Genomic DNA, 21942 nt, shown 5'->3' with positions numbered 1-21942 from the left:
GTTATTGCTGGTCTGTTAAAGCTTCCGGATCTTCCTGTGCATCTTCTGGCGCGCCGAACATAGTTGTCAGTTCATCAATATACTGTTGATTAACCATATAAGAAACTCCCTTGTCATGGTCAATAACCGGCAGACTGATAGCATATCCGATTGCTGGCAGATCATCGGTCCCCGTAAAGCCCGATGGGTCCAGCACATAGACAAGCAATAAACCGTACCGGGGGCCGCGATGCTTACGCACGTATTTACCTATCGAACGGGTTCCGTCTGTGTCGGCCTGCTTTTTTGCCTGCTGCCATCTGTTGTCGTCAGCATCCATATCAAGGTATTCATGCGGCGGGCTGATAATATGAGATTTTCTGATCCAGTAGATATCAGGATCAGTGAATTCACGGCCATCAGCATCTTCAAAAACCCTTTGCTGACGAAGTGTTCTGCCGATATTATAGTTCCCGTGATCCGTCCGGAACTGATAAGCAGCCTCATCCTGAGTATTGCTGATAAACACCACGGTCCAGTTGATCAGATGTCCTCTGGTCGCCTGTAATGCGAAATACCCCCGCAGAAACTGCGGATAAATATTGGTTTGTTCCGTTCTGTAGGCCAGCAGGAACTGGTCCACGAGATCAACATGTATATTCTCCCATATCAGCTTTTGCCCCTGACGTTCTTTTCCGGGGGGCAATCCGAGGTTTTTGAGCAGCGTTCCTGCTGTTTCGAGATTCCGTGAGAGTACACCTGGTGACTTGGATAAGATATAAGTTTCCAGAAGTTCGCCGGAAAAACTCATTTCAAGATCCGTTGCGCCCCTGGTTTTTATGGCTGAAGATATCATCAGCATTTTCCCGGGAGTTTTTCTGACCTTGAGTCCGTAGTTCTGCGGTGTACGCTCCGCCAGCTCCATAACATCAAACTGCTCTTTCAGCTCCTCGGTAGCACCGGCAATATACTGATACCAGAGAATAAGCTCACTGGTTGTGAACAGCCGGCAAAGATCGGCGTAGCCGGGCCTGTAACCGAACCACCGTCCCATCTGCAGCAGCGTGTCGTAAAATTTGGTGGCCCGCAGAAAATAGCTGATCGAAAGACTTTCAAGCGTCAGCCCGCGTGAAAGTTTGTTGCCGCCGACTGCGATGACCCAAAGACCATTTTCATGGTCCTCATAATTCAACGGCTGCATATTTTCGTAGGAAAGGCCTTTTTGAGGACCATGTACGGCCCTTACTTCGATTTTTTCCGCCGCCGCAGTCAGATACTGGCTGATCTCCTCCCAGGTATGTTCCATTACCCGGGGATCGCTGTAGCCCATCTGCTTCATAACGGCATCGCTTTTTCCGGAGAATTCGGCAGACCATATCTGCCGCATTCTGTCAGAGAATTCACCATCGGTGTCATATCGTATCAGATTACGCACCTCCTCCATGTATTCATTTACCAGGCCGGCGATGTGATTGATCCAGCGCACATACCAGGAAACATGGACCAGCATTGAATTGTGGTCCTTTTCCTGGCCACGTGCCATTCTGGTCGCGCAGACAATTACAAAGCAGCATACAGCGGTTTTCAGATCATCAGGAATACTGACGGGAAGTTCATCGTTCTTACGGTGGCTTTTTGGAATACTGGCATCATCGCCACCGATAATATTAACCGTAAGCAATTTATCTTCACCTTCCTCTGCTTCATCCAGTTCTGTACCGAATATTTTTGTATAACCGATATAATTCGACGGCGGGGGAATATTAATAATAAAATCTTTCGGAAAAAGTTCATCTCCGAGTCTGATCCTGTTACCGTTTACGGTAATAGTCTTTTCGCGGGTTTCATTAATGTCAGTAATGAAAATATTTGCAAACGGAGTTGCAGTATACCCCACAAATGCACTCTGGTCAAATAATCCAAGTAACGCGCGTATCTGACCATTGATTGTTGATACAAAATCCTTGCTGATATTTAAAGAAGCATAGTCGGCTTCGTCATCAATTACCAGCAGCGGGATGTTTCTTATCAGCAACGTATCGCCAGCCTTTTCAGCATTGGTACTATTGCAGAACCAGGTCAGCAGGCTTTTCAGCACTGTCGGGTTTTTTTTGATCACCAGAGCATAATAATCATTGGTGTTCAGCGGATGGTTACGCAGGTTCCGTAATTTCAGATCGCCGTCTTCGCCACTGTGTGTGATCGGGTGTACCGGGGGCAAAGTCGTTTTTCTGTATTTACCGGAACCGATCAGACCCGGTTTATCTGTCATGGAATGATGACCTGTAAAGCCTTCATCTATCCGTTGCTGGGTCTGTTTTCTCAGCGTTTCATACAGACCTGAAAGTACGATAATGATCCGGTAACCTGCATCTGCGGCTTTATTGATCAGGCCGATATAATTACTGGTTTTACCTGATTGTACATCTCCTACTATCATACCCCTTTTGTCCCAGGAGCCGCCTTGTAACGGGTTACCAAGCCGGTTCAGGATGTCGTTGGTAAGCAAATCCAGCTTTTTTATAGTAGGCTGGGCGATTTCCTTATCGCTCAGAAAAGTTTTATAACTTTCCCAGAAGTCGCCCTCCTGACTTGGCCGCTGATCTGCCCAGCGGTCTGTTAAACTGATGCTGTCAAATATCTGATAGTCCGGAACATTAACCTTGTTTATCCTTTCAAATGTTACTTCGAGCGCAATTCTGTTCAGCAGATCATCTATGTTTTCTCCCGGAAAATAATTTTCTATCCCTCTGAAAGAAGAATAGAGCGCCCGCCTGAGACCTGTATCATCGATGGGTTCTTCTTCTTCCAATTCCAGAAATCCCTGTGCATCATGTAATACTTTTTTCCTGATGCGTTTTTTACGGGCTATGGTCGCCAGGAGCCCCTCCATCTCTACCCGGATCTCGGCCGGCGGATTACCGTTGAGACCTTCCTCCAGTAATTTTTCGGCCTCGTCAAAAGAGTCCAGACTCAGCGCCAGATAAGCCGCACTTTTATACAGAACAGAGCGGCTGGGCTCTGCATCGCGGACATTTTCCAATGCTCTCGCAGCAGCTTTTTCCAGATTGAGCGCCTTTTGAATAAATTTCCAGTAATTATAAAATTCATTTCTCCTTTTCGCAAAGAATGCCATCTCCGCGAACTCCATGGACTCACCGTGACGGCTGTTTACCTTGTTTTCAAGTTCGTTCATCTTTTTCCGGTTAAAGTTCTTGGGTTACTGAATTCTACAATAATAGCGTATGCCGGAAGATAAGGATCAGCATCGGATAGTTTGGTCTGATCGAGCTTCTTCCCTAATCGGTATACGGCCTGCTCCTCGGTGCCGCTTATTATACCGCTGACCTCCAGTCGTGCGCTGTTCTGGAACGGCAGGCCGTCATCCTTATTGCCGAGCCAGTAATCGAAGCCTGTCCCCTTCCATGATCTTTCTGCCTGAAGAGATAATTCCGTTGCGATGATAGAGAGTGCAATTCCGCAGGCACCATATTCGGTCGTTTCCTGCATATCGGCAAAGCTGCTCACCGCATCATCGCCTACCTCATAGCAGGTAAGCTCATAAGTTTCCTGAAAATGGCCGCCGGACGGCATGGCAATGGTAACGGGGTGCCCGTTATGCTTAAGGCAGACGGATGCAGCTTCGCCAAGAAAAGCGCCGTTTCGCCGGGATAAACCAGTCGAACCGTCCTCAAGCATATTTAAATTGATCAGTTTCATATCAGTTCAATTGTTCAACAAGATGGGGGTAGTTGCTGAATGGTTCAATAAAATATAATTCCTCAACCGCTTTTTCAGGCGTCAGCCCGTCTTTCAACAACCTTTTGTAAACGGATCTCATCATGTCAAGGACAAGGGCATCACCAGCAGAGAGTGCCGGGACAGGCTGGTCTGCATATTGATTTTCATTAAAGACAATGGCCGGTACAGGCAGTGTCATTTCCAGCAGCCTGGCGAACTTCACAAAATCTTTGGCTTCAGCACCGAGCTGTTCCTTTACGATCCTGTAAGAGGGGTGCTTTCTGTTAATCCTGAAATACTCCCGGCCGCCTTCTTCTACAGTGACCCATACAAATTCAAAATGGGAGTGGTTTATTTTTCTCTGTTTCTGTTTGCCCCTGTGGCGATAAACATCAATAGCAAGCTTTCTGATTTCAGCACCATATCTTTTAAGAATATCCTGAAACATTTTAGGCGGAATGGCACGGGATTTTCTGATATCAAGCTGCCAGCTGAAATCAAGCGAGGAATCTATTTCTACCATGATCCTGGCAAGACGGGTAAAATCATCCTTCTTAAATAAGCCGAGCCAGTCACCAGCAAGCAGTATACGGTCTTTCCGGTAAATGTAGAAACCCTGTTGTGCCGTCCAGCCCATACTGCCGGCAGCTTCATTCCATTTTTCGGTGTCTATTTTTGAAACATGAGGCAGTACAAATCCCGTCAGACTGATCCTTCCGTTATCATAGGTTTCCGTAGGAAATGATTGTGTTGCCTGTTCAGTGGTAAGAAAAGGATTCCAGGCCGCTACAGTATTACCATTAAGTAAGAGTGTTAATTTCCCTTTTTCAATAAAGCGGTGAAAAACCATCGACAGATGCTGTTCAACCTCACGTACTGACTCCCAGAATTTTTTTTGAGTTATTACCTGCTTATTCTGATCATAAACAATTCTGTCCAGAAGTTGCCAGTGAATAATGGTACCACCTGCATACGGGCTTAATATTTCAAGCAGACCCGGATCTGATAAATATTTTATAATCTGCCATTGATCATGCTTCTCAACGTAATTCAGATCCCAGGCGCGGTAATTGACTTCCTGTGTGATTTTACTTTTAGAAATTACAGTTAATCTGCGGCACTGCGAAAATGACGCTGTCTTCAGTCCCAGACCGAATCTGCCCAGATCACCTGAATCGCGGTCAGAGAGCGGATTGTCGGTCCCTGGTCTTAAAGCCTCAACAAGTTCATCCTTTGTCATTCCGTTACCATCATCCCTCACCATAACTGAGGAATTATCTGCGGCCCAGTTAAAATTAACCCATACGTTTTTTGAATCTGCCGAAATGCTGTTATCAATAATATCAGCAATGGCAGAAGGCAGGTTATAACCAATTGCCCGGAACGTTTCAATAAGCGCGGCAGGTTTCGGAGCTACAATTTCAGCTCCTATACCATCTGGCAGTTCGGTATCTGACATGGGATTGCGGTTTGAATAAGGTTTAGTATTCGGGTAGCAAGTTTTTCAGCCATAAGAGGAGGTACCGCGTTACCGATCTGCCGGAACGCCGCGTTCATTGCCCCTGAAAATTCAAAACCATCCGGAAAAGACTGCAACCTGGCAGCTTCTCTGACGGTGATTGTTCTGGCCTGAACACTGTCGTAATGTATATGTGAGTAACAGTCTTTACCCAGATGTGCCATCAATGTCCGGGAAGGCATGTCCGGCTCCATTTTCCGCCATTTATTAGGGAATTTTCCGGCGTCATAAGGAGGTATTATAGTCTTTCTGATTCTTTTATATTCATCAGAATCAGGGTCTGCAGCAATACCTGATTCGGCGAGTTTTGCTGCCAGAAGCTGTTCCGCACGGGCAATCGCCTGCGGATACTGGTCTCCCGGCTCCATGATCCGGAATATCGGATAATCTCTAGGCAAAATACGGGTAACGCAAGCTGTAACACCTTGCCCGCCACTGTGCTCAGGCCAGTTACGCAACAGCCGCTGATAAGCGTTCGCCGGTTCGCACAATAAATAGGGAACTTCAGTATTCAGTTTTTTGATACCCCTCTTCATTTTTGTCGTCAGATGTTCAGTGATCACAGGCAGATCGGAAAGCGCATCCTGTGCGCTTACTGCGACAGGCAAATTTGCATCAGGCCGGAAATTTTCAAAATGACCGGGATTCTCCAGATCTATATGTTTCAATGCTACATTTCTTGATCCGTTATACCCCCTTGGCAATTCAATGAAAGTGGTAGGTACAGGAAAAGAAATCTCTCCGTTAAATGTGTTATGTACCGCGACCAGAAACATACGTTCACGCATCTGCGGGAGACCAAAATATGCAGTATTCAGCAAGGTGTATTTACATCTGTAGCCATATTGTTCCAGATCAGCACATACGAATTCGGCAATATTGGCACCACCATAATTAAGCATATCAGGAACATTTTCCATCAGAATAGCCATCGGCCGCAGCTCTCTCACGTATTCAAGATATCTTTTATAAAGCTGGCTTCTTGTATCATTCAAAAAAGCGATCGCATCTTCTTTGACCTCGCGAAGTTTGGCCCGTCCTATACGTGTGAATGCCTGGCAGGGGGGACCGCCGATAATTATATCAACCTGTTCATCAATAGCTCCGTTTATTTTAAGGTCTTTAAACAGATCTGCCGGAGAAGTGTCTTCTATATTGCGTGATTTTGCATATTCCTCAAATAATTCGTGCCCTTTGTGGAAATTTAAAGCATGTGATCTGGCAGCTTCCTTATCAAGTTCCACCGATCCGATAATGTCGTAACCCGCCCGCTGAAAACCAAGCGACAGGCCGCCGCAACCTGAGAACAGATCAAGAACTCTTAATTTTTCACCACTTATAAAACGATTAATTTTAGATTGCATGTAAAGATTTTTTCCATGAAAAACCTTTCATTACGTTCAAAATGAGCATAAGAAGGGCTTTCTGATTTTTTTGAAAATTAACAAAAAATCAGTGCCCGATGAAATACGGGATTCAGGTTGATTGCAATGTAATAATTAAATCCTGTAAAGTAGTATCGATCTGCTTTTTTTTCAACTGGCACCCCCATACCGTAATTACCTTATAACCTTGCGCTTGCAGTAAAGATAAGGCATTTAAATCGTTTTGCTGATTCTTGTGTATTTTGTTCAGCCACCACTCTGTATTGGATTTAGGAACTGTAAAATACCTGCAGTCCTGATGGCCATGCCAGAAACAGCCGTGAATAAAAATGACAGTTTTATATTTCGGAAGGACAATATCAGGCTTTCCGGGAAGCCGTTTATCGTAAAGTCTGTACCTGAAACCTTTCGCAAATAAAAATTTTCTTACAACGATTTCCGGTCCGGTATCCTTTCCGCGTATCCGGGACATATTATAACTTCGTGTTTCCTTAGAATGAACATCGGCCATATACAAACACGCGTTATTAATCCTCCCTGGTCTTTACCCAGTTTAATACTTCAGCTTTATTCATTTTGTGTTTATGAATATAATCATGATGCATATTGCAGATAGTGATCAGGTTGTCAAGGTCATTTGCGCCTTTATCTGCATGATAATCCAGATGATGTAATTCCAGGAACTGTCTCGGATCTTCCGGTCTTCGCATCGACAGACTCCATCCGCATTTTCTGCAACTGTAATCATCTCTCTCCAGCACCGCTACTCTGATTATATCATCAATTTTCCGGTCATGTTTTTCCGCCTGCTTATCTTCCTCCAGAACGTATACTCCGACTGGCAATTCAGGGTTACCGGTATTTTTGGTTTTTATCGGCCAGCCTTCCTCTGTTCTCAGCTCCCGCACACGTCTTGCCCATTCTTTGGCATCTTTCGCCAGGTAGCTCAATTCCTCTCCGGTTATTTTTCTTCCGGTATTTTTTCTGAAATACTCCAGCAACTTATCTTTTACGGAGATGTCTTTATTGCGTATCTCATTACTGAGTTTCCAGCGGTAAGCCGCTTCCTTATCCTGTCCCGAAGTTAAAAAGAAATACTGATCAGGTTTCATTCCGGATACGTCTTCCGTTGTTGCGCTGTCCCATTCACCTTCCTTCAACATCATCCTGACGGTTTTCCCGCTCAATACCGGCCAGCCCATCTCCGAACGCAATTCCCTTATACGTCGCTGATAATCGGTAATTCCGGAAACAACCAGCAGTTCCTCACTGTCGATAATTCTTTCCGGATACCGCTGAAGATAAGCAAGTATCCGCTCCCGCGCTGATAATGCAGCTCCGCGGGGAATAATATTAGTACCCAGCTTTCTCAGCAGGTGAAAAGCAGGGATCAGCGTTAATACCCGTTCCCTGATATCGGATGATTCAGAGGAAACAAGGGTACTGAAGTTATTCAGCAGATCGGTCAGATCTTCCTTTATTTTGATCAGGTCAAACGCTGACTGAGATTTTTTTGCCATTTAATTGCTCGGTATTTGCATTAATTCTGTTTTTCTTTAATTGCTGCCGGTATCGTTTAAAATGTTCATAAACGATATTGGCTATCTGCCGGGCCATTCCCACAGCGACGGCATTACCTATCTGCCGGGCAACCTCAACTTTACTTCCCTTAAAGATGAAATCATCCGGAAATTCCTGAAACCTCGCTGCCTCGCGGTGTGTTATCGGCCGGTGCTGCTGCGGATGAAGGTACCTTCCTTTTTCGGGTTTAAAAAATTCCGTTCTGATAGTAACCGACGGACGATCCCACCATAATCTGCCGAACAGATCCGTTCCGCCGCTTTTTTTATTTATCCAGCAGTCGGGTGTAAGTTCGGGCGCTACCCGCTGAAGGTCAAATCGATTCATTCCCTCTTCGGGAATAGCATGATAACGGTCTATACTAAGTTGTGTCGGGTTACGGCCAAAGTGAAGTGCTTCAGCACCATTCTCTCCGCGGATATCCGTTCCTTCCGGGAAAGGCAGATCAGCTATGGCATCCCGCACTGTTCTCCACGGCCTTGCATTCTGTTTATATAAACTGTCATCCGTCTTTTTTGTATTCCTGGGGTCGCGATGAGTCCGTAACGGCGGGAAAACATTTTCAGGGTCTGCAAGTCTTGAACCCATAATAAATGCCCTTGTCCTTAACTGGGGGACACCGTAATTGGCGGCAATCAGTTTAGCTGCCCGGATAGTAAATCCGCGGCTGTTCGCTACCTTTTCTATTTCAAGAAATTCATCCGAAGTCAGCAGTTCCGGTACGTTTTCCATTACAAATACCGACGCCTGTGAACGTTGAACAATATCCATGAAAGGCAGCCAGAGCGCCTTCCGCGGATCCAGTTCCCGGTTCCGGTTCAATAAACTAAAGCCCTGACAGGGAGGGCCTCCTACTACAACATCTGCTCTGGGTATCCTTACCCGCGGATTGTTCAGTATATCGACAATATCGCCGTACACACAATGCTCACCAAAGTTTGCGTTATATGTTTCAGCTGCATCTTTATTAAAATCATTTGCCCAGACCGTATCAAAAACCGGTTTTCCGCTCGTGTTTTTAACCTGCCTGAATCCGAGCGTAAAGCCACCTGCACCTGCAAATAAATCTATTATTTTTAATTTCATTTCACAACAATCCCAACTTCAAAACTAAGCAAATCCGGTCATTTAATCGCTAAAAACCATGAGTAATAATGAATGACAACCAACCTTATACCAGGCAGTATATTGATATTGTAATATACCACGACGTGCAAGCGGCTTATTGATACCTGACGCAAAAAAACTATTAGCTAATACCGCAGTAGCAAAAACAGATTTTCAGGTTGTACAATTTTGGGTCGAACAATCGTGTACTGGTTATGAAAATCGAATTAAAAAACATACACCACAGTGAGCAGCTAAGTCAGGAAACCAATGCGTTCTCCGCCACGCTGTATATTAATGATATCAAAGTCGGAACAGCTACCAACCAGGGCCATGGCGGCCCGACAGATTATTACGGTTTCAATGAACGCGACAGACAACTGATCAAAGAGGCGGAAGAATATTGTAAAAACCTGCCGCCTGAAAAATTCACATCAGCAGGAAAAGAATACACACTGGATAACAACCTGACCATGTATATTGATAACCTGCTTTATAAACATCTGTCACAAAAGGAACTGCAAAAATTCAGAAGGAAGGTTGATAAAGCAATGGAACAAAGCATTGTGGTCGGTGTACCCGATCATTCCTTTCGCACACTGGCATTTAAAATGCCGATAGGCATGCTCCTGGTTCATCCCAACGGGCCGAATATCCTTAAAGATGTGATCGCCACGAAAATTATTCCGAATCTGAAGGAAAGGGAACAGGTACTTAATACCAATATTCCTGAAAAAGTATTACAGGATGCCGGACTGAAGCCGGAACGATATGTAAAGCCAGCTGAAACCCTGCCGCTGAAAAAAAACATTCAAAGGAAGAAAGGACGTGGGATATGAACAGCGAACAGGAAAAGGAGCTGATCGACTACCTGGCAGGTATTGGTTTTGCCGGACAGGAGTTTACAGATAAACTGAAGGAGAAGATCAGGCTGGATACACCGAACTTTACCGTGGGCCATACGATACCCTTCGGCGAGGAAAAGATGCTGTTCAACCTGCAGTTCCGCAGAGACCGGCAGTTCGATGCCTACCGCCTGGACGGCTATCAGGCTACGCTCCGGCAGGGTCCGCCCATCGAACATGCGGCCATCAATGGCATCGACACAGCGAAACTGGAACAACGTTTTAAAGCAGTCAACTGGGACCAGTATTTCAACGATCCGAAGGGCAGGTCGACTGAAAATGAAAGGCAGGAGATCAAGTCCCTGCTCAGCGATCTCTGGCAACTGACCGCCGAGCCATCGCAAAAAGGAAAAGAGATCCAGGACCAGCTGCAATACCGCTACTGGCCTGAACATGCCTGGGATGACGCGGCGAGAGATTTAAAACAGATATATGACTGGAACCGGTCGTTTACTGTATCGGAATATGGCGTATGCAATACTAACTTAGCTTACAATCTCCTTTCCGGCAAGCTTGACGACCTGCACGAAAAATTAGCGCCCCTGGGACTCGAGCAATATCCGGGTGCAGATATATACGGACAACTGGAACGTACGCTGTCAGGCAGACCGGATCAATTCAATTTGATAATACCCCGCAATGAACCTGAAGCATCTGTTGAATACTTTATTCCTATTGCATTTAAGGATGGTTATTATTCTGTCCATCCATACAACGTAACCGTCGTACCTCATCCGCCAATAGTGCATGGAACCTACAATGGCATTGACAGTGAAAAGCTGGAGGAACAGATGAAGCAGATTGACTGGCATAATGACAAGCAGCTCTTTATCTTCAGTGGCGATGCCGAACCGGAATTTCCACCAAAGGTTAATGACGTACAGGAACAGATCTACCGGTTAAGCCAGGACATGGTGGGTGCAGAAATCGCAGACCGGTTAATGTTAAAATACTGGTCGGATGCGACATTTTTCAGCGATAATATTTTGGAGAGCGCATGGGACTTACAAACAACTTTTCCAAAAAGGGAACATCAATTCCCAATTGAAACGGACGCCAGGTCCGCGTTTAATCTGCTCTGCGGAAGAGCGGTCATGACCACGCCGCTGAGCGAGACTCGAGACGAGTCCAACGAGTGGATGAGACTCGATCTGAACCGGAGAAATGACCAGAGCAGGTACTCTGAAAAGCTGATCACCGGCTTCAGCAAACAGGATATGGAAGATCAGTTAGGACTGCTGCCGATCAACCAATCCTGGTATTATGGCGTAAGAAATTCTCTATTGCGCGGCGACCTCACTTCCGTTCCCTTACGCAACGGAAGCCGCCTGCTGATGGAAGCCAATCCGGAGCAGAAAACGCTTAATCTGTACACACCGGATATGCGGCTGGTGCCGGCTAACCTTCGCCTTGATCCGGACTGGAAACCGGCAATAAACGAAGAGAAGAACATCAGACAAACCGAACAAACAAGGCCGATTAAAGCTAACCAGTACCCGACTGTTAAAAGGTCTCAAAAGCGAAAAGGAAGAGGACTATAAAGCCGGAATAAGCCTGTTTATAAGCACCAAACACCTTTTTTCAGTGTGTTTAGCCAGATGTACGGTTGTCGACAACCGCATCCGGCCCGCGCCACGGGTGCGGGATAGGAAACCGCTTCGGAGTCGCGGTTTCTTCAAGTTTTAACCAATAAAAATTAACCGTATGAGCAAAGGAACAAGTGAAACAGAGAAGCGGTTACCATGCCGGATCCATACCCGGCTGACGCAGGAGAAATATGATGAGCTATCCGCCATCCTGGAGCAGAGTACCGGCATACGTTCGCACAGCGAACTGCTGCGGCATATCCTCGACCATCAGCAAATTGTGGTGCAGCATTATGACGCTACGATAGACAAGATCCTCGAGAAATTCTCGGGCATCCAGAAAGAGCTGCAGGCCACCGGTGTCAATATCAATCAGATCACACGGGCAATTCACCAGCTAGATGTGCCGGAAGATAAAGCAACGAAGATCATAGAAGTCCTCGAACATTTGCTGCGAAACGAGCGGAAAGCAAACGAACTGTTTGAGATGATGGCTGATCTTTCCGGGAAATGGTCGCCCGCATAATCACCGGCAAAAGCATCAGGGGGGTGCTCAGTTATAATGAAAATAAGGTAGCCAACGCGGAAGCGGAATTAATACTGGCCGCTGGTTTCATTTACCAACCCGAACAGCTTTCCTTTAAAAGCAAACTACAATGGTTTGAAAAGCTAACCCGGCAGAATGACATGACCAAAACCAACGCGGTGCACATCAGCCTTAACTTTTCAAAGGATGATGTGCTCGACGATACACTGCTCAGAGGCATCGCATTCGATTACATGAAGGGTATCGGTTTCGGCGGTCAGCCTTTCCTCGTCTACCGGCATTTCGATGCCCCGCACCCGCATATTCATATCGCGACCGTGAATATTGCCGATGGCGGACAGCGTATCGAAACGCATAATATCGGCAGGAACCAGTCGGAGAAAGCGCGGAAGGAATTAGAGATTGAATACGGGCTGATCAAAGCGGAAGACCAGAACAAAGAAATGGCTTATATGCTCAAGCCGGTCAGCCTGCAAAAGATCGAGTACGGAAAAACAGCGACCAAAGCCGCCATCTCCGCTATTGTCAGAGAGGTGACCGGCAGTTATAAATTCACCTCCCTGCCGGAGCTGAACGCGGCGCTCCGGCAATTCAATGTGCTGGCCGACCGGGGAACGCCGGGCACCGGCATGTATGAGAACAAAGGATTGGTTTACAGCTTGCTGGACGAACAGGGAAAGAAGATCGGCGTACCGATCAAGGCCAGTTCTATTTACAGCAGCCCGACTATCAAAAACCTGGAAAAAAAGTTTGCGCCGAATGAAACCGCGCGGAAACCATACGGGCAAAGGTTGAAACATCTGCTGGACAAAGCCATTGCAAAAGCTCGTAGTACCGATGAACTGAAAGCACAATTGCAGGCGCAGGGTATTCGCATCCTGCTGCATGAAAACGTGCAGGGCAATATTTATGGCGTCACCTTTATCGACAACGCCACACGGGTAGTTTACAACGGATCCGATCTCGGCAAAGCTTACAGTGCAAAAGCATTTCTGGGAAGACTGCCATCCGGCGCCACGACAGAAAAAGAACAACAGGCGACTATCCTGCCTGACACAACGATAAAATCAATTCCTGCCGATCAGAAAAACTATCCTGCCCACGATCAGCCGGTAATTCAAAGGCTGATCGATGCTGCATTCCGCAGCAGGAATGAACAGAGCATGCCCGACCCGTTCCGCAGGAAAAAGAAAAGAAGATTATTGGCAGGGTAAAAATCATTTAACAAGTCCTTCCTACCGGGGAGGATATAGGAGGGGCTATGAATACCGGAGAGAACGCAGAAGCTTTAAGAAAGATAACCGACCTGACGAGAAAATGCAGCATCATCTTATTATGCCTGCACTTTTATATTTACTGCTACGCCGCTTTTGAAAGCTGGCATCTGACGCAGCCTTTTGTTCAGCGCATTTTATTAAACCTGGCCAAGACAGGCCTGTTTAAACATTTCTATATTTCCAAACTCGCCGCGCTTATACTGCTGCTGGTCTCGCTGGTCGGAACGCGGGGTAAAAAAGATGAGAAACTGAAATTAGCTACCGCGCTGCGTTACTTTATTTCCGGTTTGCTGACCTACTGGCTGAGTTATCTGCTGTTGTTATTATCCGGCCCGACGGAACTGATCGCTGTGCTGTACATGACGGTAACTTCTGTTGGGTTCCTGCTCACGCTCAATGGCGGCGCATTGCTGTCCCGGCTGATCAAACAGCAATTAGCAGGTGACATCTTCAATCGCCTGCAGGAAACCTTCCCGCAGGAAGAACGGCTGCTGGAAAATGAATATTCCATTAACCTGCCTGCGCAATATAACCTTAAAGGCAAGATCAGGAAGTCCTGGATCAATATCATTAATCCCTTCCGGGCATTGCTGGTGTCGGGCACGCCCGGCGCCGGTAAATCGTACTTCGTCATCCGCCATGTGATCACCCAGCATATTAAAAAATGTTTTACGATGTTCATCTATGATTTCAAGTATGATGACCTATCTATTATCGCCTATAACACCTTTTTAAAATACAAACACCTGTACCCGGTCGAGCCAAAATTCTATGTGATCAACTTTGACGACATCCACCACCGCTGTAACCCCCTGTACCCCGAAAGCATGGAAGATATCACCGATGCCACTGAAAGCAGCCGGACAACGATGCTTGGTCTGAACCGGGAGTGGATTAAAAAACAAGGCGACTTCTTTGTCGAGTCTCCGATCAACTTCGTCACCAGCGTGATCTGGTTTCTGAAAAAATACAAGAACGGCATGTTCTGTACGCTGCCCCATGCTATTGAACTGATGCAGATGAATTATGAGCAGTTGTTCCCGGTATTGCGGACCGAACCGGAGATCGAAGTGCTGATCAACCCGTTCGTTACCGCTTATGTCAACGGCGCGATGGAGCAGCTTGAAGGCCAGATCGCCAGCGCTAAGATCAGCATGGCTCGCCTTTCTTCGCCAAAACTCTACTACGTTCTGAGCGGCAATGATTTTACGCTGGATCTGAATAATCCGGAAGCGCCTAAGATCATCTGCGCGGGCAATGACCCGCAGAAGCAGCAGGTTTATGGTGCGGTCCTATCTTTATATATCTCGCGTATGATCAAGCTGGTCAACCGGAAGAAACAGGTTAAAAGCAGCCTGATATTTGATGAGTTCCCCACTATTTATTTTAATGCTATCGACAGTCTGATTGCAACTGCCAGAAGCAATAAGGTAGCTACCTGTCTGGGCGTTCAGGATTTCTCGCAGCTCAGAAAGGACTACGGCCGCGAGCAGGCGGATGTGATCGCCAATATCGTCGGCAATATCATTAGCGGCCAGGTCGTTGGTGATACGGCCAAGCAATTAAGCGAACGTTTCGGCAAGATCATGCAGGAACGTGAAAGCCTCTCTATCAATAGCCAGGACACATCTATCAGTCGTTCAAAGCAGCTGGAAGCCGCCATACCGCCATCGAGGATCGCCTCATTATCGTCCGGTGAGTTTGTGGGTGCCGTTGCGGATGACCCCACAGAAAAAATAGAATTAAAAACCTTTCATTGTGAAATATTAAACGATCATGAAACCTTAAAAGCCGAGGAAGAATCCTATGTACCCATTCCCAAGGTTCGGGAGATCAGCCAAGCCGAGATAGAGGAGAACTATATCCGCATCAAGCAGGAAGTGGTCGCGATCATCGATACCGAAATGGAAAGGATTTATGATACACCGGAACTGGCGCATCTGTTAGTGGTCAGGGAAGAATAAATACAGGCAGGAATTTCCAATTTTTACATAAAATAATTAACTCAGTTGCCGTTATTTTATCACAAATGATAAAATATGGAACTTCAATTCAACGCCCTGGAGGCCATGCTTTACTGTTCATACAAAGCATGGAAAATATCAAAGGAAGAAATTCAGCAGCATACTGATCCCTCGAAAATAAATAATCCAATAGCCATAGCAGCCTGGGAGATGAGTTACTCACCAGATCAAAGTAAATTAATTAAATCTTCCCGTAATCACATTCAGGCTCAGCAATTATTAAATAATACAATTGCTGTTCTGAGCAAAGATCAGCCGCCGCCTTATTATAAAATATCCCATTGTGCGGAATGCCGGTTTAAGGATGACTGCCATCGAAAGCTGGTCGAACGGGATTGTATTAGCCTGCTGCCAAGCATGAGTTTGAAGTCGTTATTAAAATACCATAACAAAGGAATTACCACTATAACGCAACTTTCCTATCTGTTTAAACCGCGAAGACGGCGGGCGCCGAACCCGCAAAGCAGTTATTTATGGGAACTGAAAGCTTTAGCGATCCGCGAACAAAAAACATTTGTGATAGAGCCGCCGGTATTGAACAATACCACTACCGCGATCTACCTTGACTTTGAGGGTACAGCGAATGAGCAACATATTTACCTGTTAGGCGGCCTGGTCATACAAGACGGAAAGCCGGAAGAAAAGTTTTCCTTTTGGTCGTATACTAAAGAAAGCGAACAAGCCAACTTTAACCGGCTTTTCAAACTATTTAACGAATATCCAGATGCGGAAATTTATCATTACGGAAGCTACGAAACCAAAGTCCTGAGACTGGCCGTTAAAAAATCACCGTTTCTTAAATATTGGCCGGCCATTGAAAAAAGAATGGTCAACCTGCTGGCTTTTCTGCGAACTCATGTTTACCCGCCGACCTATGGTAATGGTTTAAAGGAGTTGGGAGATTACCTGGATTTTAAATGGAGCGATACCCAAGCCGATGGGTTCTTAAGCATGGTCTGGCGAAAGAAATGGGAAGAAACCGGCTTGGACGAATGGAAAGATAAATTGCTTCAATATAACCATGATGATTGCAGAGCATTGCGTGTTGTTCATCAATGGTTCGATAAATTGGCATCAGACACTAACCGGGACGATGTGCAGCAGGTCGCCCAAATGAAAAAACACACCCCTTACCGCCTGCAACATAACAAGGAGTTTGGCGATGATTTCCAGTTGATCACCAAAGCATCTTATTTTGATTACCAACGCAACAAAATATATTGGCGCAACGAATTGAAAAAGCAAACGCCGTCTGGCAGTTCGGCCAGGGAAAGACCGGAACAATTGGGTCAGGGACACATGGCATGGCGGCCTAAAAAGATAAACGAAGTAGTTATTATGCCGCCGCTTAAAGCCTGCCCTGGTTGTGGCCACCATAAATTATATCAAAGCCATGAAACCAAATCTTCGGTTCTGCAAACCGACCTGAAGTTTACCGCTTCGGGTATCAGGACACACGTAACGGAATACCGGTCAGGTACGGCCAAGTGTGCGAAATGCGGCAAAAAAACCATGAATAAAACGTTGCGCATCATGCACTATGGCGATAACTTGTTTGCACTGGTACTGGATTACTATGTCAATTTTCATATCAGTAACGAGGCAATCAGCAAACTCATACAGGAACACTACCATATTTGGGTAAGCCCGATGTACCTGGTGATGTATAAAAACAGGTGGTGGAATAAAACGTGGGCACCGGTTGCAACTTATATCCGGAGCATCGTATTGAACAGCCCGGTTATCCATATTGATGAAACCACGATCAAGCTTTCCAGGGAATCGGGTTATGTATGGGTATTTGCGACTACCCATACCGTATTTTATTATTACGCCTCTACCCGCGAGGTCGGCTTTTTGCAGCAGCTATTAAAAGGTTACGAGGGCATCATCGTTTCTGATTTTTATCCGGGCTATGAAACCTTGAATGTCAAAAGCCAGAAATGCCTTATCCACCTGATCCGCGATTTGAATGATGATCTTTTTAAAAATCAATTTGACCAGGAATACAATAAACTGGTTCCTGCCTTTAATCAATTGATGCGCAGGATCGTTGAGACGATAGATAAGCATGGCCTAAAGCAAACGCATTTGAACAAGCACATTAAGGATACCGAGTATTTTTATGGGGCGTTTGTTGAAAGGAACTACAAAAGCGAGACAGCCGGTAAATATGCCAGACGATTTAAAAAGCATTGGGAGCAACTATGGACTTTTCTGCATCATGATAATGTTCCGTGGAACAATAACAACGCGGAAGCTGCGGTTAAAGCGTTCGCCCAGCACCGGCGGGGCGTAAAGGGTCAAATGCACGTTAGGGGTATCACAGAATATTTGGAAATGTTAACGGTCGCGCAAACTTGCCGTTACCGTAATATTTCTTTTCTCAGCTTTTTGCAGAAAAAGAAAGGTATTTGGGAAAATGTGCCGCCGGAAGTGATGACGGGTTTTTTGCCGTTTGAACAGGCTAAGTTGTATGTTCACCGCCAGGGTTTTGAACGGCAGATACAATGGACAGCATGGAAGCAATCGGGTAAGCGCCCGCCATTTATACCTTCAAATCCACAGGTAACCTATTCAAATAATGGCTGGGTGGATTGGCATGACTGGCTCGGTTTTGACTTCCTTCCTTTTATACAGGCACGGACATTTATACGCAGACAGCAATTAAAAAGTGGGAAAGATTACCGCGAATGGTTAGCAAGTGACCAACGGCCCAAATTTATCCCAACATTACCTGAAAAGGAGTATCAGCATACCGGATGGATCGGTTTGAAAGACTACCTGGGCATAGGTAGTCTTTAAGAGTAAGTCATTATTTAAAAACTTTAAAATCACGTTCCTGAACTTTTGATTTGATGGTGAACTCCAGGTCAATTTCCCGGTTCCTGACCCTGTTAATACAACTTACAATAGTTTGATATAAAATTTCGTAAGCCTTATTAAAATCTGTGGTGCCGGGAATAAACACCACCAGTTTTTCACCTGTTAATGTGATATGTTCCCGGTAAATTTCCGGTAATTCCTGCTGTAAGTAGATCAGTACCCTGTTTAAATATGGTGTGTTCATTAATATTATCTAAAATTCCTTCCTTTATAAAATACTTCTTTTTGTTTGACGGCTTGTTGCTCGCCTTTATTTGATCCACCTGATGGCGTTGTTGTTTCATCCGCCCTTGCCAGCGTTAACAACGGTAAATTATCTTCATTAGCAATAGTCAACCCACACAACAAATTATTCAAATTAAAACAACGTTTAGCCACAACATGGATCACTTCTCCCTCGATCTGCAATTTGCCTTCCACCATAAATAACCGCGACTGGATAATCTCTTTACGGAATTTGTCAAATAGCTTTTCCCAAACAACAATATTAGCCGCGCCTGTTTCATCTTCCAGCGTCATAAACAAGATGCCTTTAGCAGTGCCTGGCCGTTGGCGAACGGTAATCAAACCGGCAACCCTAACTGCATCTCCATCCTTCATCGTTTTCAGATCACTAATTTTTGTATTGCGCAGCAACTCCAGCTTTTCACGCACCAGTGCTACCGGGTGGTTTTTCAGGGATAATCCCACAGTCGAATAATCCTGTACTACGTGCTCACCCTCGGTCATTAACGGTAATTGTATCTGTACTTCTTTTACAGTTTCTGATTGTTGCCCCTCGAACAAGGCTATGGGCCGGTCACCTAAAGCGGACACTTCCCATAACGCTTGTCGGCGGTCGGCACCCAATGAGCGGAAAGCATCGGCATCCGTTAATTTCTCCATTGTCGCTTCGGAAACGCCAACACTCCGCAATTGATCGATATGCGTATAAAGCTGATCCCGGCCCGCAATCAATAGCTGCATGTCTTCCTCGCGTAAACCTTTGACCTGCCGGAAACCCAAACGTACCACATAATAAGCACCTTCTTTTTCTTCCAATGTATTATCCCAAAAAGAATAATTGACATCCACCGGCACAACTTTAACCTGATGATCTCTTGCATCACGGACAATTTGTGCAGGCTGGTAAAAGCCCATAGGCTGGCTGTTTAATAATGCAGCACAGAACACATCGGGATAATAATATTTCAGCCATGAAGAAATATACACCAGCAGCGCAAAAGATGCCGCATGGCTTTCAGGGAAGCCATAACCTTCAAATCCTTGCAACTGCTTAAAAACCCGCCTTGAAAAGCCTTTCTCGTAACCCCGCGCAACCATGCCATCTACCAGCTTCTTTTCATATAATCCTAATTTTCCATTGGCTTTAAAGCTGGCCATGCTTCGCCGTAATTCGTCTGCTTCGGCGGGTGTAAAACCTGCGGCAACAATGGCGATTTCCATCGCCTGCTCCTGAAAAAGCGGTACACCCAATGTCCGGCCCAAAATATCTTCCAGTTCTTTGGACGGATATTCTACTGGCTCCTCACCGTTACGGCGGCGCAGGTAAGGATGCACCATATCGCCCTGTATCGGCCCTGGTCGTACAATCGCCACTTCAATAACCAGGTCATAAAAACAGTTTGGTTTGAGGCGTGGCAGCATGGACATTTGCGCCCGGCTTTCAATCTGAAATACCCCGATGGTGTCAGCATGGCAGATCATCTCGTAAACTTTCGGGTCGTCCTGCGGCACATTGGCCAATGTCAGCTTTTTACCGTAGTGCTGTTCAACCGTATCAAATGCCTTGCGGATCATGGTCAACATACCCAGGCCCAATACATCTACTTTCAGGATGCCCAAATCTTCCAGATCATCTTTGTTCCATTCCAGTTGAGTACGGTTTTCCATCCGCGCATTCATCACCGGGCAAAGGTCGGATAGCTTATTATCTGTAATCACGAACCCGCCGGTATGTTGGCCTAATTGTCTCGGAAAACCCATCAACAACGAGGTTAATTCCAGCACCTTGTAGATCAACGGATCGCGCGGATTTAGTCCCTGTTCCATTAACCGCTTTTCGTCAAAGCCTTCCTCGCTGAAATCCCAAATGGTGGCGCCAATACGTTTAATGGTATCTTCTGACAAACCCATCGCTTTGCCTACATCCCGGATCGCCCCCCGGTGCCGTTCCTGCGTAACCGTAGCTACAATAGCGGCATGTTCACGCCCGTAATCTTCATAGATATATTGGATAATCTCCTCACGCCGCTCATGCTCGAAGTCAACGTCTATGTCAGGCCACTCTTCGCGCGCGTCGGACATAAAACGGGAAAACAACAGCCGGGACTTCATAGGGTCAACGGCGGTAATATCGAGGCAATAACAAACCGTTGAGTTGGCCGCAGAACCGCGTCCCTGGTGCAGAATACCTAATTCCTCTGCTTTTTGTGTGTATTTATACACCCGCAAAAAATATGGTGCAAGCTTACGTTTCTCAATAAAAGCCAGTTCAAATTCAAGTTGGTCGCCAACTTTCTTTGGTATTTTTTCGCCATACCGTTCTTTTGCACCTGCCCAGGTGTATTTAATTAACCGTTCCTGCGGTGTCAGGCCATCCATCATTTTTTCTTCCGGCTCAATATATTTAAGCGTATCCAGCGAAAAAGTACAGGCTTCGGCTATTTTTAAAGCGTTTTCAATGGCTTCGGGATATTGTCTGAATAAGCGGTGTAGCTCATCAACCGGTTTAATAAACCGCTCTGCATTTCCATGAAGTCGGAAACCTGCGGCATGGATCGTGCATTTTTCACGGATACAGGTTAATATATCCTGCAATTCGCGGCGATCGGATTCATGGTAATGTACGTCGCCTACGGCAACCATTGGCACCCTTAATTGCGATAGCCGGTATAGTCTTTTGGCATCATCCCCGCTATAAGAACGGGTTGCGGCTATATAAAGAGCTTTACCGAAAGCTGCGCGGTATTCGGTTACCTGCTGTTTAAAATCGGCCTCATAGTCAAAAAGCTCGTTTAACGCATCAGGCGGCACAACGACAAATTGAATACCCGCTTTGTGTGCGTAAACATCCGCTTTATACAAATGGCATTTGCCCTTTTCGGCCCGCAGGTTCCCTACAGTCAGTAAAGCAGAGAGTCTGCTGTAAGCATCACGGTCGGTCGGGTAAGCCAGTAAACTTGGGCCGTCTAACAGATCCAGGCGGCAGGCCGGAATAAATTTAACGGCCAATTTTTTTGCCGCCACATGCGCCCGTACTATTCCGGCAAGGCTGTTCCGGTCAGTAATAGCGATGGCTTCATAACCATAGGAATCGGCCTGTTCGACGAGTTCTCCGGGGTGTGAACCGCCTCTTAGGAAGCTGAAGTTGCTGGTTGCCTGTAATTCCGCGTATCTCATATC

15 protein-coding genes are annotated in these 21942 nt (G+C 46.0%); 6 read left to right on the top strand and 9 right to left on the bottom strand.

Translation table 11 applies throughout. The annotated features are described in order from the left end of the window. Window position 1: 1 nt before the first annotated feature. The 7 genes from HB679_RS14075 to HB679_RS14045 all read right to left on the bottom strand — a co-directional run bounded on the left by HB679_RS14075 (window position 2) and on the right by HB679_RS14045 (window position 9291). On the bottom strand, window positions 2–3175 hold the full coding sequence (locus tag HB679_RS14075; protein WP_214072640.1) for a Z1 domain-containing protein: 3174 nt from the start codon (window positions 3173–3175) through the stop codon (window positions 2–4). Then, complete coding sequence (locus HB679_RS14070; RefSeq protein ID WP_214072639.1) at window positions 3172–3699, bottom strand: hypothetical protein; 528 nt, start codon at window positions 3697–3699, stop codon at window positions 3172–3174. Before HB679_RS14070 ends, HB679_RS14075 begins: the two co-directional genes overlap by 4 nt. 1 nt (window position 3700) lies before the next feature. Beyond that, window positions 3701–5179, bottom strand: coding sequence for an ATP-binding protein (locus tag HB679_RS14065; protein ID WP_214072638.1), 1479 nt, complete (start codon window positions 5177–5179; stop codon window positions 3701–3703). Then, window positions 5149–6603, bottom strand: coding sequence for a DNA cytosine methyltransferase (locus HB679_RS14060; protein ID WP_214072637.1), 1455 nt, complete (start codon window positions 6601–6603; stop codon window positions 5149–5151). Before HB679_RS14060 ends, HB679_RS14065 begins: the two co-directional genes overlap by 31 nt. Window positions 6604–6715: 112 nt before the next feature. Continuing rightward, a complete protein-coding gene (gene vsr / locus HB679_RS14055; RefSeq protein WP_214072636.1) occupies window positions 6716–7135 on the bottom strand; it encodes a DNA mismatch endonuclease Vsr in 420 nt (139 codons plus the stop codon). 16 nt (window positions 7136–7151) lie between these two features. Then, window positions 7152–8144: an HNH endonuclease signature motif containing protein gene (locus tag HB679_RS14050; RefSeq protein WP_214072635.1), complete on the bottom strand. Its 993-nt coding sequence runs from the start codon at window positions 8142–8144 to the stop codon at window positions 7152–7154. Next, a complete protein-coding gene (locus HB679_RS14045) occupies window positions 8116–9291 on the bottom strand; it encodes a DNA cytosine methyltransferase (RefSeq protein WP_214072634.1) in 1176 nt (391 codons plus the stop codon). Before HB679_RS14045 ends, HB679_RS14050 begins: the two co-directional genes overlap by 29 nt. A gap of 236 nt (window positions 9292–9527) precedes the next feature. On the opposite strand from HB679_RS14045, the gene HB679_RS14040 reads away from it, so the two are divergent. The 6 genes from HB679_RS14040 (at window position 9528) to HB679_RS14015 (ending at window position 18456) form a co-directional block, all read left to right on the top strand. After that, window positions 9528–10151, top strand: a complete 624-nt coding sequence (locus HB679_RS14040; protein ID WP_214072633.1) for a hypothetical protein — start codon at window positions 9528–9530, stop codon at window positions 10149–10151. Continuing rightward, on the top strand, window positions 10148–11758 hold the full coding sequence (locus tag HB679_RS14035) for a hypothetical protein (protein ID WP_214072632.1): 1611 nt from the start codon (window positions 10148–10150) through the stop codon (window positions 11756–11758). The genes HB679_RS14040 and HB679_RS14035 overlap by 4 nt, the downstream gene beginning before the upstream one ends. A 163-nt stretch (window positions 11759–11921) precedes the next feature. Then, window positions 11922–12329 carry a hypothetical protein gene (locus tag HB679_RS14030; RefSeq protein ID WP_214072631.1) on the top strand — a complete coding sequence of 136 codons (408 nt, stop codon included), beginning with the start codon at window positions 11922–11924 and terminating at the stop codon, window positions 12327–12329. Continuing rightward, window positions 12314–13564 carry a relaxase/mobilization nuclease domain-containing protein gene (locus HB679_RS14025; RefSeq protein ID WP_214072630.1) on the top strand — a complete coding sequence of 417 codons (1251 nt, stop codon included), beginning with the start codon at window positions 12314–12316 and terminating at the stop codon, window positions 13562–13564. The genes HB679_RS14030 and HB679_RS14025 overlap by 16 nt, the downstream gene beginning before the upstream one ends. A 47-nt stretch (window positions 13565–13611) precedes the next feature. Further along, window positions 13612–15591 (top strand): conjugal transfer protein MobC, encoded by a 1980-nt coding sequence (gene mobC / locus HB679_RS14020; protein ID WP_214072629.1) that lies wholly within the window; start codon window positions 13612–13614, stop codon window positions 15589–15591. A gap of 75 nt (window positions 15592–15666) precedes the next feature. Then, on the top strand, window positions 15667–18456 hold the full coding sequence (locus tag HB679_RS14015; RefSeq protein WP_214072628.1) for an IS66 family transposase: 2790 nt from the start codon (window positions 15667–15669) through the stop codon (window positions 18454–18456). Window positions 18457–18466: 10 nt separating this feature from the next. Here HB679_RS14015 and HB679_RS14010 read toward each other — a convergent pair whose 3' ends face one another. Both HB679_RS14010 and HB679_RS14005 read right to left on the bottom strand, forming a co-directional pair. Further along, the gene (locus tag HB679_RS14010) at window positions 18467–18721 is read right to left on the bottom strand and encodes a hypothetical protein (RefSeq protein ID WP_214072627.1); all 255 of its coding nucleotides are present in this window, start codon (window positions 18719–18721) and stop codon (window positions 18467–18469) included. Between the two features lie 5 nt (window positions 18722–18726). Further along, window positions 18727–21939, bottom strand: coding sequence for an error-prone DNA polymerase (locus tag HB679_RS14005; protein ID WP_214072626.1), 3213 nt, complete (start codon window positions 21937–21939; stop codon window positions 18727–18729). Window positions 21940–21942 lie beyond the last annotated feature (3 nt).

Source organism: Mucilaginibacter sp. dw_454 (assembly GCF_018449775.1).
Lineage (GTDB): Bacteria > Bacteroidota > Bacteroidia > Sphingobacteriales > Sphingobacteriaceae > Mucilaginibacter.
Note: the sequence above shows the minus strand (reverse complement) of the source record. Positions and strands in the feature narration are given on the sequence as shown.